8 protein-coding genes are annotated in these 14,673 nt (G+C 62.6%); 3 read left to right on the top strand and 5 right to left on the bottom strand.

The features are described 5' to 3' along the window. The 4 genes from VEK15_07825 to VEK15_07810 all read right to left on the bottom strand — a co-directional run. On the bottom strand, positions 1-850 hold an 850-nt coding region (locus tag VEK15_07825), incomplete at its 3' end, for a hypothetical protein (GenBank protein HXV60585.1). Between the two features lie 267 nt (positions 851-1,117). Continuing rightward, positions 1,118-3,577: an ABC transporter permease gene (locus VEK15_07820; GenBank protein HXV60584.1), complete on the bottom strand. Its 2,460-nt coding sequence runs from the start codon at positions 3,575-3,577 to the stop codon at positions 1,118-1,120. A 39-nt stretch (positions 3,578-3,616) separates the two neighbouring features. Next, positions 3,617-5,017 carry a sigma-54 dependent transcriptional regulator gene (locus tag VEK15_07815; protein HXV60583.1) on the bottom strand — a complete coding sequence of 467 codons (1,401 nt, stop codon included), beginning with the start codon at positions 5,015-5,017 and terminating at the stop codon, positions 3,617-3,619. Positions 5,018-5,021: 4 nt separating this feature from the next. Then, entirely contained in the window at positions 5,022-6,206 is a 1,185-nt protein-coding gene (locus VEK15_07810) for an ATP-binding protein (GenBank protein HXV60582.1), read from the bottom strand. A gap of 281 nt (positions 6,207-6,487) precedes the next feature. On the opposite strand from VEK15_07810, the gene VEK15_07805 reads away from it, so the two are divergent. Genes VEK15_07805 through VEK15_07795 form a run of 3 tightly spaced genes read left to right on the top strand, consistent with a single transcriptional unit; the run spans position 6,488 to position 12,324 of the window. After that, entirely contained in the window at positions 6,488-7,807 is a 1,320-nt protein-coding gene (locus tag VEK15_07805; protein ID HXV60581.1) for a TolC family protein, read from the top strand. Positions 7,808-7,817: 10 nt separating this feature from the next. Next, a complete protein-coding gene (locus VEK15_07800; protein ID HXV60580.1) occupies positions 7,818-9,164 on the top strand; it encodes an efflux RND transporter periplasmic adaptor subunit in 1,347 nt (448 codons plus the stop codon). Between the two features lie 25 nt (positions 9,165-9,189). Then, positions 9,190-12,324 (top strand): CusA/CzcA family heavy metal efflux RND transporter, encoded by a 3,135-nt coding sequence (locus tag VEK15_07795; protein HXV60579.1) that lies wholly within the window; start codon positions 9,190-9,192, stop codon positions 12,322-12,324. Between the two features lie 5 nt (positions 12,325-12,329). On the opposite strand, the gene VEK15_07790 is transcribed toward VEK15_07795, so the two are convergent. Continuing rightward, positions 12,330-14,673, bottom strand: a 2,344-nt coding sequence (locus VEK15_07790; protein HXV60578.1) for an ABC transporter permease, incomplete at its 5' end; no start/stop codon positions are given.

Genomic DNA, 14,673 nt, shown 5'->3' with positions numbered 1-14,673 from the left:
TCGAGCCCGGCGGCCACGGATCTCGATTGATGAGGAAGGCTTCCGGGCCCGTGGTGGTCACCGTGACCTGCACCGGGGGTGCGTTGAGCGTACCCCTTTCGACCTGGACGCGCAGTATGTTCTGCTCCGGATAGGGCCGGTCCTGCAGCCAGCTGTGTCCATCGCCGTGGATGTAGAGGATTGGCTTGGCAAAGGCGGCCGCGGCGGCACGAAAGGCGGTCACGAAGGGGCTTCCCGACGGAGACGCCTGGGCGAGCACTACCGCGGCACGTACGGCACTCACGTGCGTCTGGAACTGCTGCGTCACCCAGTCGGCATCTTGTTGCAGGCGAGTCGTCTGCTCCTCGGCACTGATACCACCGCCCCCGACCTTGTTGATCCCGACGAACAGAACGCCGCTCTTGACGAAGGCAAAATTCTCGGGACGGACGACCTGCACGGCAACCGGTGGCGGTCCGCAGTAGTTCCGCTCCAGCCTCATGAAATGGGTCTCCCAGAACGTCCAGCCTTGAGCCGGGTTGGCACAATCCGTCCATTCGTTGTCACCGGGAACGATGAACGTGGGAACGGCCAGGGTTTTCAGGATCCCGGCTACGTCGGCATACCAGCTCTCCACGCAGGCCGACGATCCTGACTTGATATCGCCGAGATGCGCGAAAAACTCGGACGTACTGAAGAGGTTGTGATTGTCCATGTGCTCCTGAAGCTGATTCTTCTCACTCGCGGAATAGGGAACATCTCCAATTACCGAGAAGACGATGGGCTCGTTCTGTCCCATCGCGATCCGACTGACACCAGAATGGAAGACCGCACAAACCGCGGCAAGAATCCCCAACCTTCTGCCAAACATACCTGTGCTCCTGTTCGAGATCGATCGGCGTGCACGGGGATGCCCCCGCGCGTGCCTGCAGAGAGATTTATATCTTTGGACCGGGTACGGGGAACGCTGGTCGCGAACGCTGACGGGACGCTAAAGGAAAGGAAACGCCCCAGCTGAAACGATCCGCCCCCCCCTATTCCAAATAGCGGATGCGCTCAGATTGCCAGCAAGGCGCTCGGGCGTCAAGTCAAAACTTCGTTAGTGGGTACGAGTAACGCGGGTTCGGGCTTTCGGGGGCTATTCCCAGCGCAAGGCTTCGAGTGGGTGTACGCTCGCGGCCCGGCGCGCGGGAAGGTAACTCGAGAAAAGCGAGACTCCCGCAAGAAACGAAGCGACCGCCACATAGGTCGTGACGTCCCAGGTGTCCACGCCGAACAGAAGCGACGACATGAGTCGCGTGAGGGCCAGGGCGGCGACGATGCCGAGCGACACACCGAGAATGGTAAGCTTCGCGCCGTCTCTGAGAACGAGACGGCTCACGTCGGCGCGGCGAGCCCCGAGGGCCATACGGACACCAATCTCACGCGTTCTCCGGGAAACGGCGTAGGAGATGACGCCATAGATGCCGATGACACCGAGGAGCAGGGCCACGGAAGATGCGATGCCCAGCATGACGAGGGTGAATGAGGTGCGGGCCATCGACCTGTCGAGAAGCTCGCTCAGGGTCGCGACGTTGGCGATGGGAAGGTTCCCGTTCAGCGACCAGACGGCATGGCGAATCTCATCGAGGAACGCGCGCGTGCCCACCCGTGCCGAGCGGACTGCATAACCCATCGTGCGCCGGGTGAGGATTTCCTGCCCCCAGAAGTCCCTCTGGAGCATCGGCCAAAATATCGTCGGCGTCGCTTTCGCGGCGACTCCATCGTCGTGAATGTCCCCCACGACCCCGACGATCTCACGCCAGGCGGCATCCAGGTCGTTCCGGATGCGCTTGCCGATCGCGCCCGCGGGCGAGTCCCAGTACTCTCGGGCGAAGTTCTCGGTAACGACGGCGACCTCGGCCATACTGTAGATGTCGGTCCAGGTGATCGGCCGGCCGGCGACTACGGGGTTGCCCATGGTCTCGAAGTAGTTCTCCGTGATCCATTTGAAGCGCCGCATCGGCGGAACGGCGCCTTCGGCGATGGGAAAACCCTCGACGTAGATGCCGTCGTTGCTGTCCCAACCGTCCATGGTGATCGACGAGGACAGACCCACCGAGCTGACGCCCGGTATCTGCTCGATTCGTCTCAGGAGCTGCTCGTGAGTGCGCGCCGTCTGCTCGGGATCCTGGACCTCGCTCTCGGGGATGCTGATTTTGAAGCTCAAGACCTCGTCGGGACGGACAAAGCCGGGCTCGACGACGCAAAGCGCCTGAAAGCTCCGGATCATCAGACCCGAACCGACCAGGAGCACGAGGGCGAGGGCGACCTGCGCGACCACGAGCGCGCCGCGCGCACGCTGCCGGTCACGACCGTCGCTCGACGCCCGCCCCCCTTCCTTCAACGCGGTAATGAGATTAAGAGCTCCGTATTTGAGAACCGGCATCGAGCCGAAGAGGACCCCGGCAACGAGCGAGATCGTTCCGGTGAAAGCGAGCACGGTGAGGTCGATCGAAATCTCCTGAAGTCGCGGCAAGCTCGAAGGCCCCAGAGCCACGAGAAAACGAACTCCGGCGGTGGCGAGCGCGAGACCTGCCGCTCCGCCGAGGAGCCCGAGCACGACGCTTTCGAGCAGGAGCTCACTCGCGAGCCGTCTCTTGTCCGCGCCCAACGCCGTCCGCAGCGCCATCTCCTGCTGGCGTCCGTCGGCACGAACGAGGAAGAGATTCGCCACGTTGGCGCAGGCGATGACGAGCACCAGCCCGACCGTTCCGAACAAAACCCACAGCACGTTCCCGACGTCACCGACCGCGTCCTGCTCGAGAAGGTGTACGTCGGCACCGAGGCCGACATCTCTGAGGTTTTCGAGCGTCATGCCCCGAGGAAACTTCTCCACCGCGAGCGGGATCATCCGCTCGACCTCGGAATTCGCGGCGTCGATCGTGGCGCCAGGCCTCAGTCGCCCCACGGCCTGGTAGCTGAAATCTCCGACCCACAATTCCGTCCGATTGAACTGAAACGGAAGCCATAAGGCCGGATCGAAACGCAGGAAGCGGAAGCCTTCGGGCATCACTCCAATGATCGTCATCGGCCGGCCGTTTACCGTGAGTGTGCTTCCCAGAACGTCGGCGGAGCCTCCGAAGCGGCTCCGCCAGTAACCGTTGCTGAGAATGACGGTCTCGGGACTTCCCGGCGCATCGTCTTCCGGCGTGAAGCTCCGTCCCAGGGACGGCTCGACTCCGAGGATGGGAAGCGTCCCATCGGTGACGAGAATGGCGTCGACGCGCTCCGGCTCTTCGAGTCCCGTCACGGTCACGAAGTCGTTGTCCCACATTCCGACGTCCTCGAAGACCTGATTTTCTTCCCGGTAGGTGAAGTACGTCGCGGGTGACTGGGTGACGCCGCCTTCGAAGCCGAACCCCTTGTGCCAGATCCCGACGAGCCGCTCCGGTTCACGAAAAGGCAGCGGTTTCAAGAGAACGCCGTTGACGACACTGAAAATCGCGGCGTTCGCCCCGATTCCGAGCGCGAGGGTAAGAATCGATACGCTGGTGAAGCCCGGTGTCCTCAGGAGCTTGCGGACGACGTGCCGGAGCTCTCGCAACCCCATACCCATGAGACGGTTGAAAGCGACGTTTGGTTCCCGGTCAATGAGCTAACGCGATTCCTGGAGTGCGCCGGCTGCTCTCGAGTGTTCTCTCGACGACAACCGATACTTCTGCATTCGATAGATCAGGGTGTTCCGCGTGATCCGCAGGAACCTGGCGGCACGGGTCTGGTTCCAATCGTTGCGCTCGAGCGCTTCGCGGATCAGATACTCCTCCACCTCGTCCATGGCGACACCATCGGGTGGAACGTTCACGATGAAATCGCCGACCTCGGAAGCCGGCTCGGTCACGAAGCGGGGTAAATCCTCGACCTTGATCCGGCCCTCCTCGGTAAGTGCCGCCAGACGTTCCATGAGATTCTCGAGCTCCCGAACGTTCCCCGGCCAGGAATAGGCGTCGAAGGCTCTGAGGACCTTGCGATCGAAGGAGAGTTTCTTTCCGAACTGTCCCGCGTACTTGTTGAGGAAGAACTTGGCGAGCAGAGGAATATCCTCTTGCCGCTCACGCAGAGGCGGCAGGGTTATCGGAATCACGCTGAGGCGGTAATAGAGATCCTCGCGAAATTCGTGCCGTTGCGCGAGCTTGTCCAGGGGGCGGTTCGTGGCGGCGATGATCCGGATGTCCACCTTGATGGGATTCGCCGCGCCGATCTTGTCGATCTCCTTCTCTTGAAGAAGTCGCAGCAGCTTGACCTGTAGCTGCGGCTCCATATCGCCGATCTCGTCGAGGAAAACCGTCCCCCCCTGCGCCGCTTCGACCTTCCCAACGCGGTCGCTCGTTGCTCCGGTGAATGCCCCTCGGGTGTGGCCGAAGAGCTCGGACTCCAGAAGGGTTGCCGGAATCGCGCCGCAGTTCACGACGGCGAAATGACCGTCCTTGCGTGGACTGTCGAAATGGATCGCTTTGGCGAGGAGCTCCTTGCCCGTGCCGCTCTCCCCGAGAAGCAAGACCGTGGAGTCAACGCGCGCCGACTGTGCCGCGACCGCGAAGACCTTCTGCATCGCCTGGGACACCCCGATCATCTTCTCGAATTGAAGCCGCTCCGAGATCGCCCGACGGAGCTCACGGTTCTCGTGCTTGAGCTTCCGCATCTCCAGGGCTCGCCTGACGACGAGCTTGAGCTCGTCACGGTTCATCGGCTTCTGCAGATAGTCGAATGCACCTTCCCGCATGGCCTCGACGGCATTGTCGACCTCGGGATGCCCGGTCACGACGACGATGGGGACCTCGGGCGCGACCGCCTGCATGCGCGCGAGGAGGTCGAGACCGCTGAGCCCAGGCATGCGCATGTCGGTGATGACCACGGAGAACTCGGTTTCGAGAAAGGCCTGGAGGGCCTCTCGAGCGTCCCCGAAGCTGGACGTTTCGTAGCGCTCCTCCTGGAGGCTGTACTCGACGACGCGGCGGAAGCTCGCATCGTCATCCACGATCAGGACCCGTTCACTCATGTCCCTATCTCCCTGCCGGCAGATCGATGACGAAAGCCGCGCCCTGTTGCCCGCTCTCCTCGAGCAATCGGATGTCCCCTCCCTGGGCGCGGATGAGCTTCCGCGCGATGGGAAGACCGAGTCCGGTGCCTCGCGCCTTCGTGGTAAAGAAGGGATCGAAGATTCGGGTGCGGTCGTCGCGACGGACACCCGGGCCCTCGTCGCGGATCTCCATTTGGATCCCTCCGTTCGAGCAAGCCAGGTTCACCCCCAATCGGCCACCCTTCGGCATCGCCTGGATTCCGTTGAGGACGACGTTCAAAAGAGCTTGTTGTACTTGCGAGGCGTCGACGTTTACCTCGGGTAAGGTAGCGGGAGCGGCGACCGAAAGGTCGACGGAATGTCTTGCCGCCTCCTGGGAGCAGAGAACCCTGACCGAAGAGGCCAGCTCGCGAAGGTCGCAGAGGGCCTTCACCGGGCGAGGCGTGCGGGCGAAATCGAGAAACTCAGTGACGATCCGGTTGAGCTGTTCGAGCTCTTTCTCCATGATGTCGACGAACTCGCGCTTCGGGTGTTGGAGCGGAAACTCCGAGGCCAGGATCTCGAGAGACCCCTTGATCGAAGCGAGGGGGTTCTTGATCTCATGGGCGATTCCAGCCGATAGCTCGCCCAGGGACGAGAGCTTGTCGGCGCGCTTTAGGTGCTCGAAACTTTCTCGAAGCTTCTGGTAGGCGCCCGCGAGCTCTCGCGACGTGCGTTGTTGGGTTTCGCGCAGGCGATGCTCCGATCGGGCGAGCTGCCCGGCGATGAACGCGACCACCTGAAACATGACGAGCTCGGCATACTGCGCCTGGAGGTACTCGTCGTGCGCGCCCTCCATCGCTCCCCAGTCGAGCACGATGTGGGGCAGGTAGCTCGCCGCGGAAACGATCGACGCCGCCATCGCTCCGGGGAGCCCGAACCAGTAAGCGGCGGCGAAGATCGGCACGTAGTAGAGCCGCTGGAATATGTTGTGGAGCACGAAGACTTCCACCGGGGTGACGAAATGCGCGATGGTCGTCGCGGCGATGGCACCCCCCACGAACGTCAGACGCCACAAGGCATGAGCGCTCCCCCAGCTCGGCAGCCCGGTTACCGACAACGCCTCGCGAGCTCGCTTCGTCAGGCGCTCCGTGAAAGGATGGGAATGCATCGTATGCGACTCATCCATCTCGAACTCCCCTTTTAGCGCCCTTGTAACGGGCGCGCCATGCCCAACTGCCCGCCGATAGCCTGTAGATGTTAGTCGATCCCTCGCGAAATGCAATCTTCGTTGCTTCTTTTCCAACACCAATTGGCTGTTTTGGCACACTCAAGCGCCACTCACAGAATAAGTCGGCACAGTAGTTCTTTCTAATCAGCTACTTGAAGGATCACGACCGCGGCTGGCTTGCTTCTTGCTCAAAGCGAGGTCAGAGGGACGGACGTTAGAGCCAACGGGGACGTGTGAGCATGACGAAGCGCATCCTGGGTCCGGCACTGCTGTCGCTGGTTGCGGCGGGCGCCCAAGCACAAGAAGTTACGGAAGAGCACCCCCGCGCGGAAGAGCCCCAGTTCTACGCCCCGGAGGACAGCCTGCGCGGTTACGTGATGGAAGCGCTCGAGAAGAACCCCGCGGTTCGCGAAACTTTCGTACGTTACCGATCGGCTCTCGAGAGGGTCCCCCAGGTGAAGACCCTCCCCGACCCGATGTTCACTCTCGGGCAAGCGATTCGGAGGGTGGAAACCCGAGTGGGACCGCAGCTCAACACGTTCGTGTTTTCACAGGCTTTCCCGTGGTTCGGGAAGCTCGACCTGCGCGGCCAGGTTGCGACGCAGGAGGCACTGTCCATGTATCAGATCTTTCTCGCGAGCCAGCGGGAGGCCATCGCCCAGGTCAAGCGCGCTTACTATGAGCTCACCTACGTCGACAGAGCCATCGTGATCACACGTGAGGAGCAGTCGCTTCTCGAGCACTACGAAGCACTGGCTCAGACTCGGTATGCGACCGGACAGGGTCTCCTGCAGGCGGTGATCAAGATTCAGGCTGAGATCACCCGGGTGTTGAGTCGCCTCGATATCCTCGGGCAGCAACGGGAATCGCTCGTGGCACGGTTGAACACCTTGATGGACCGGCAGCCCACCGACGCCCTTCCGCTTACGCTGCCGCTCTCGGCTCCCGAGGTGACGCTCGATCTCGAGTCCCTTTATCAGCTTGGAGATCAGAACCGGCAAGAGCTCAAGGCCGTCGAGGAACGGATCGAAAGAAGCGAGCGGGCCATCGAGCTGGCGAAGAAGAGCTCCTGGCCCGACTTCTTCGTCGGGGTCGGTGTCGTCAACGTGGGCCTCCGCACCGATCCGGCCGGGATGATGTTGCCTCCTCCGGATAACGGCAAGAACGCCGTCAGCGTCTCGGCGGGAATCAACATCCCCATCTGGCGAGACAAATACGACGCCGCGGTTCAGGAGGCCAGCGAGACGCTTCTCGCCGAGCGAAGCGGGTACGAAAGCCTACGCAACGAAATGGAGTTCTCGATCCGGGATCAAGTCGTCCGGATCGAAACGGTCCGCGAGCAGATCCGCCTCTTCGAGGACGTGCTCATTCCTCAGGCAGAGGAGACCCTTCGCGCCACCGAAGCGGCCTACGAGACCGGTCAGCTCGGCGTTCTGGATCTGCTCGACAGCGAGCGCGTGCTGCTCAACGTGCGTCTGGGGAATGCCCGTTACTACTCGGACTTGCTCGTCGCGCTCTCCAACCTGGAGCGCGCCGTCGGCGCTCGATTTCCCGGATGAGGAGCTGGACATGAAAGCCGTGCTGGCCCTCGCAAGCTTTTCCGCCGGGGTCGTGCTGGCCGTTTTCTTGATGACGAATCCGTTTCATTGGTGGTGGCTGGGGGCGCAAGAAGACGCGATGGAGCACGACACGTCCTCCCACGCTCAGGAAGGGGCGCCTGCCGAGGTCCAAGGCGAAAGGAAGATCAAGTACTGGCGCGCCCCCATGGACCCGACGTTCATCTCCGACAAGCCGGGCAAGTCACCCATGGGAATGGATCTGATTCCCGTCTACGAAGGCGAAGAGGACGCGCTCGCTCCCGGCACGATCAAGATCGACCCGGTGTTCGTGCAGAACATCGGGGTCGTCTCCGAGGAGATCGAGAGAACCGACATTCTTTTCAATGTCCGTACCGTGGGAACGCTGGCGTACAACGAAAGCCAGATCGCCTGGGTCAATACGAAATACGAAGGGTGGATCGAGAAGGCCTACGTGAACTACGTCGGCGAGCCCGTGACCCGTGGGCAGAAGCTCTTCGAGATCTACAGCCCCCAGCTCGTCACGACCCAGAAGGAGTATCTCCTGGCGCGAGACTACGCGAAGCAAATGGAACAGTCCGATTATCCCGAGATCACCCGCCGGGCGCAGTCGCTTCTGGCTTCTTCCCGGGAACGACTGAAGTACTGGGACATCACCGACGAGCAGATCTCCGAGCTGGAGCGGGAGGGAACCCTGCGACGAACCCTGGCCGTCGTCTCGCCGGTCAACGGGCTCGTCGTCGAAAAGATGAGCCAGGCGCTCGAGGGCATGGACGTCAAGCCGGGAATGAACCTCTATCAGATCGTCGACCTGTCGACGATCTGGGTCGAAGTCGAGGTCTTCGAGAGCCAGGCGCCGTGGCTCGAAGTGGGGAGCCGCGCCGACATCGAGCTCCCTTACGAGCGGGGAAGAAAGTTCCCCGGGCGGGTCCGCTATCTCTATCCATTCTTCAACGAGAAGACACGCACGATGAAGGTCTCGATCGAGCTCTCGAACCCGGGACAGAGGCTCCGGGCGGACATGTACGCGAACGTAACTTTCGACGTTCCTTCGGCCGAGGACGTTCTCGCGGTCCCCGAGGCGGCGGTCATTCACAGCGGTCAGCGAACAGTCGTCGTGGTCGACCGCGGAAACGGCACCTTCGAAGTCAAGGAAGTCACCCTCGGCGTGAATGGAAGCGGCCTCTGGGAGGTCAAGGACGGTCTCGAAGAAGGCGATCGCATCGTCGTATCGGCGCAATTCCTGATCGACTCGGAGAGCAACCTCCAGGAGGCCATCCGCAAGATAACCTCCTCGGGAAGCGGTGAAGCGGCACCCATGCCCGGCCACAAACATTGAGGCGAGAGGCGCAGGGAAACTCACCATGCTCGAGAGGATCATCGACTGGTCGATCGAGAACCGAGTTTTCGTCATCCTGGCGACCGTTTTTCTGACGATCGCTGGGGTTCACGCGCTCAGGACCACACCGCTCGACGCCATTCCCGACCTCTCCGACGTCCAGGTCATCATCTTCACCGAGTATCCCGGACAGGCTCCTCGCGTGGTCGAGGATCAAATTACCTATCCGATCACGACCCAGATGCTCGCGGTTCCTTTCGCGAAAGTCGTCCGCGGCTATTCCTTCTTCGGGTTCTCGTTCGTCTACGTCATCTTCGAGGACGGTACCGACATGTACTGGGCCCGGAGCCGGGTGCTCGAGTACATGAACTACGTCGCCGGGCGTCTTCCGCGGGGTGTGATGCCAACGCTCGGACCCGATGCCACCGGGGTGGGCTGGGCGTATATGTACGCGCTGCGCTCCACCAAGCGGAGCCTCGGGGACCTGCGGAGCATCCAGGACTGGTTCCTGAAATATGAGCTGACCGCGATTCCGGGCGTCTCGGAGGTCGCGGGCGTCGGAGGCTTCGTCAAGCAGTACCAGATCACCGTGGATCCGGTGAAGCTGCGTGCCTACGACATCCCGATCTCCAAGATCCGCATGGCGGTCCAGCGGAGCAACAGCGACGTCGGCGGACGAGTCCTCGAGTTCGCCGAAACCGAATTCATGGTGCTCGGTGAGGGTTATATCAAGGACGTCACCCACGTGGAGAACATCGCCCTCGGCGTGGACCAGAGCGGCACCCCGATTCTGCTCAAGGATGTCGGCACCGTCCAGCGTGGGCCGGACATGCGCCGGGGGCTCGCCGAGCTCAACGGCGAAGGTGAGGCCGTCGGCGGGATCATCGTCGTGCGGTTCGGCGCCAACGCCTACGAGGTGATCCAGAGAGTCAAAGACAAGCTCGCCGAACTGAAACAGGGTTTACCCGAAGACGTCGAGATCGTGACCGTCTACGACCGCTCGGCCCTCATCGAGCGCTCGATCGCGACACTCGAGGAGAAGCTCATCGAAGAGAGCGCCGTGGTGGCCCTCGTTTGCATCCTCTTCCTGCTCCACCTGCGCTCGGCGCTGGTCGCGATCTTCACGCTGCCGGTCGCCATATTGATCGCGTTCATCGTCATGAACCAGCAGGGGCTCAACTCGAACATCATGTCGCTCGGCGGGATCGCGATCGCCATCGGCGCCATGGTCGATGCCGCCATCATCATGATCGAGAACGCCCACAAGCATCTCGAGCGCGACGCCGGGAAGAAGGAGCACTGGAAAATCATCGGGGATGCCGCCAAGGAAGTCGGTCCAACTCTGTTCTATGCGCTTCTGGTCATTACCGTTTCCTTCGCGCCCGTCTTCACCCTCCAGGCTCAGGAAGGACGACTTTTCAAGCCGCTCGCGTTCACCAAGACGTACTCCATGGCGGCGGCAGCACTCCTTTCGATCACGATCGTTCCCGTGCTCATGGGGTACTGGATCCGGGGGAAGATTCGCTCGGAGGAGGCCAACCCCATCAGCCGCGTACTGATCCACATCTACGATCCGATCCTCCATTTCGTGCTTCGCTGGAAATGGACCGTTCTCGTCGCCGCGGTGCTCTTGATGGCGAGCGTGGTGATCCCCATCGCCGGGCTGGGCTCGGAGTTCATGCCGCCTCTGTGGGAGGGCGACCTCCTCTACATGCCGACGACGCTCCCCGGGATCTCCATTACCAAGGCGCGCGAGGTCCTCCAGCAGACGGACAAGATCATCATGCGGTTTCCGGAAGTGGACCGCGTTTTCGGAAAAGTCGGGAGGGCCGACACCGCGACCGACCCCGCTCCGCTTTCCATGATCGAGACGACCATCACGCTGAAGCCGGAGTCAGAGTGGCGGCCGGGCATGACGCCGGAAAAGCTCATCGCGGAGATGAACCAGGCGATTCAGTTCCCCGGGCTCACAAACGCCTGGACGATGCCGATCAAGACTCGCATCGACATGCTGTCGACCGGGATCAAGACCCCGGTCGGGATCAAGATCGCCGGAGCCGACCTGCTGACTCTCCAGGAGATCGGGAGGAACGTAGAGGCGGTCATCCGCCGCGTGCCGGGGACACTTTCGGTCTATTCCGAGCGGGCCCTGGGCGGCAACTATCTCAAGTTCGACATCAAGCGCGAGGAGATCGCGCGCTATGGCTTGACCGTGGGAGACGTGCAGGACGTCATCCAGTCCGCGATCGGTGGGATGAATCTCACGACGACGGTCGAGGGTCTGGAGAGGTATCCGGTGAACCTTCGCTATGCCCGGGAGCTCCGCCATAGCTTACCGATGCTTCGGGAGGTTCTCGTGCCCACTCCGATGGGACAGCACATCCCCCTCGGGCACCTGGCCGACATGCGTTTCGAAAAAGGACCGCCCGCTATCAAGAGCGAGAACTCCCGCCCCAACGCGTGGATCTACGTGGACATTACCGGTATCGACGTCGGCACCTACGTCGAGCGGGCCCAGCGAGCCGTGGCCGAGAACATCGAGCTTCCCGGGGGTTACAGCATCGGCTGGAGCGGCCAATACGAGTACATGCTGCGGGCCCGAGAACGCCTGATGGTCGTCGTACCGCTCACGCTCCTCATAGTTTTCGTCATCATTTTCTTGAATACACGCTCGTTCGCGAAGACGTTCATCGTTCTTCTCGCGGTGCCGTTCTCTCTCATCGGAGCGTTCTGGCTCCTGTATCTTCTCGACTACAACCTCAGCATCGCCGTATGGGTGGGGATGATCGCGCTCGCCGGCCTGGATGCCGAGACCGGAGTCGTCATGCTCCTCTACCTCGACGCGGCCTACGGCGAAGCGACGCGGACGGGCCGAATGACAAATCGTCGCCACCTCGTCGATGCGATCTACCACGGAGCGGTAAAGCGGGTACGCCCGAAAGTGATGACGGCGAGTGTCATCGTGGCCGGGCTACTACCCATCTTGTGGAGTCATGGCAGCGGCGCCGACGTGATGAAACGCATCGCAACCCCCATGGTCGGCGGCGTCGTCACCTCGGTGGTGCTCGAGCTGACGGTGTATCCGGTCATCTATTACATCTGGAAGGGCTGGAGGCTTTCCGAAGTCGACAAGGAGGGTGAGTCGGCGACGGTCGGCTGAAGCGCTCAGGACATCCGAAACGTCCGAACGGGGTCGATACGCGCCGCCCGTCGGGCGGGTACGAAGCTCGCGGCGACGGCGACGACGACGAGCGTGGCCGTGATCTCGAGGAGGAGCAAAAGATCGAGCGGGCCAAGCCCAGCCACCAGGCTCGCGAGAAGCCGGCTGAGAGCAACAGCGCCTACGAGCCCGATGGCGGCCCCCAGGATCACCGAGCCGAGCGACTGAAAAAGCACCATGCTCACTACGTTTCTCTGCTGCGCCCCGAGGGCGATGCGCAGGCCGATCTCGTCGTCTCGCTGACTCACGAGAAACGAGGTGACGCCGTACAACCCGTAGGCGGCGAGCAGGAGCCCGAAACCGCCGAAGAGCCCGGCGACGACCGCACCGAGACGGTCCTGGAATATCGCCCTCCGGTAGAGCTCGTCCATCATCTCCATCTCGAAAATGGGAAGGTTCGGGTCGACCTCTCTCACCGCCTCGCGAAGCCCGGGGACGACGGCGGAGGGATCCGCCGACAACCGCACCATGACGTGTACGTTCTCGGTGGAGCGCGCCGAAGGCTCGCTGTAGAAAGGAAGGTACCAGGTGTCCTGATAATCACCCATGTCGTGAACGGCGCCGACCACTCCCACCACCTCGCGCCACTGGCCCTCGACGGCGCGGACGTTCCGCACTCGTTTCCCGATGGGATCCTCGCCCGGCCAGAAGTGCTCCGCCATCCTCTCGTCGATCACGACCGACGGCACCGCGCGGTCGTCGTCCTCGGTGGTGAACAGGCGCCCGCGCAGCAGCGGAATCCCCATCGCCTCGAAGAAGGCGGGCGTGACGTAGCGATGAAACGCGGTGATGGGTGGCGCCTCGGGACTCCGTTCGAGACCTTCGATCTCGAGGATCGCTCCCCAGTCGCCGCAGCAGATCGGATTGTCGCTCGTGGTCCCGACCGAGGCGACACCGGGAACGCTCGACGTTCGTCGCAGAATCTGGGCCATCACGCTGGCGCGGGAGCGCGCTTCCGCATAGCCGCTGAGATCGAGCCTAAAGGTGAGGAGTCTTTCCGCCTCGAACCCTAGATCCCGAGAGTTCAGCGTGCGGAAATTCTCGATCATGAGGCCCGCTCCCGCGAGAAGCACGAGCGCGAGGGCGATCTCGGCGGCGACGAGCGCGCGCTGCATTCGTCCCCGCCCGCCCATGAGGGCGCGCCCTCCGGCCCTCAGGCCCGAGGCGACGTCGGGCCTCACCACGCGCAGGGCGGCGAGCGAGCCGAAGAGGAGCCCGGTCACTACCGACACGGCGAGGGTGAACGCGGCGACCGATCCCGAGATCTCGATCCGACCGAGGTCGAGCTGCTCGCTCAGGACGGACGGAATGAGGACGACCAGATAGTCCCGGACCCACCAGGTGAGGAGGAGCCCTGACGCGCCGCCAAGCACGAAGAGAACGAGCGTCTCGGTGAGGAACTGCCGGAGCTGGCGCCCACCTCTTGCACCGAGGGCGGAACGAATGCTGATCTCTCGCTGTCGCACGGAGAAGCGGGCCACCATCAAGTTGGCCACGTTCACGCAGCAGATGAGGAGGAGGAACGCGACGGTCGCGAGGAGCGCGAGGGCGACACGGTCCTCCCCGTCGTCCTGGACGAAGTTGTCCCGCGCGGTAACGACGCTGAGGCCGATGCTCTCCGCACCCTGGAGCTCTTCCGCGATGCTCCGGGCGATGCGGTCGAGGTCCGCCTGGGCGCGCTCGATGCTCACCCCCGGCTCGAGCCGCGCCAGGATGTTGTAGGAATGGGAGCGCGCGTCGTTTCGATCGAACCGGCCGGGAAGCCACAGGTCGGCGTCATAGGGGAACCGAATCGGACGCGGCATGACGCCGATGATCGAGTAGCTCTCGCCGCCAAGGACGATGCTCTGGGAAAGGACGTCGCCTCGCCCGCCGAGATGGCGCATCCAGAGACCGTGCGACAGGATGACGACGCGGCTCTCCCTCCCCAGCCGCTCCTCCTCGGAGCTGAAGTAACGGCCGAGAACCGGGCGAATCCCGAGCATCGGCGCCCAGTTCTCCGACACCGAGACCGCTCGGACGCGCTCCGCCTCGCTCCCTCCCGTCAAGCTCATGCTTTGCACGAGGCTCGCCGCGACTTCCTCGAATGCTTCGCCGTCTTCACGGATGGCGTAGAAGTACCGAGGTGAGACGTTGAAACGGCGCTCTTCCCCAGAGGGACCGAGCGAGTAATTCCGGATGCGGACGACCCGATCGGCGTCGTGAAACGGGAGCGCCTTCAGGAAAATATTATCGACGACGCTGAAGAGCGCACTGTTCGCCCCGATGCCGAGACCCAGGATCAGCACC

The organism is Vicinamibacteria bacterium (assembly GCA_035620555.1).
Lineage (GTDB): Bacteria > Acidobacteriota > Vicinamibacteria > Marinacidobacterales > SMYC01 > DASPGQ01.
This window is presented reverse-complemented; position numbering and strand designations above follow the sequence as displayed.

What these genes read in the sequence shown, in the direction of transcription:
- VEK15_07820 (HXV60584.1), bottom strand. Translation starts at nt 3,577, where the DNA reads ATGGGTATGGGGTTGCGAGAGCTCCGGCACGTCGTCCGCAAGCTCCTG.
- VEK15_07815 (HXV60583.1), bottom strand. Translation starts at nt 5,017, where the DNA reads ATGAGTGAACGGGTCCTGATCGTGGATGACGATGCGAGCTTCCGCCGC.
- VEK15_07810 (HXV60582.1), bottom strand. Translation starts at nt 6,206, where the DNA reads ATGGATGAGTCGCATACGATGCATTCCCATCCTTTCACGGAGCGCCTG.
- VEK15_07805 (HXV60581.1), top strand. Translation starts at nt 6,488, where the DNA reads ATGACGAAGCGCATCCTGGGTCCGGCACTGCTGTCGCTGGTTGCGGCG.
- VEK15_07800 (HXV60580.1), top strand. Translation starts at nt 7,818, where the DNA reads ATGAAAGCCGTGCTGGCCCTCGCAAGCTTTTCCGCCGGGGTCGTGCTG.
- VEK15_07795 (HXV60579.1), top strand. Translation starts at nt 9,190, where the DNA reads ATGCTCGAGAGGATCATCGACTGGTCGATCGAGAACCGAGTTTTCGTC.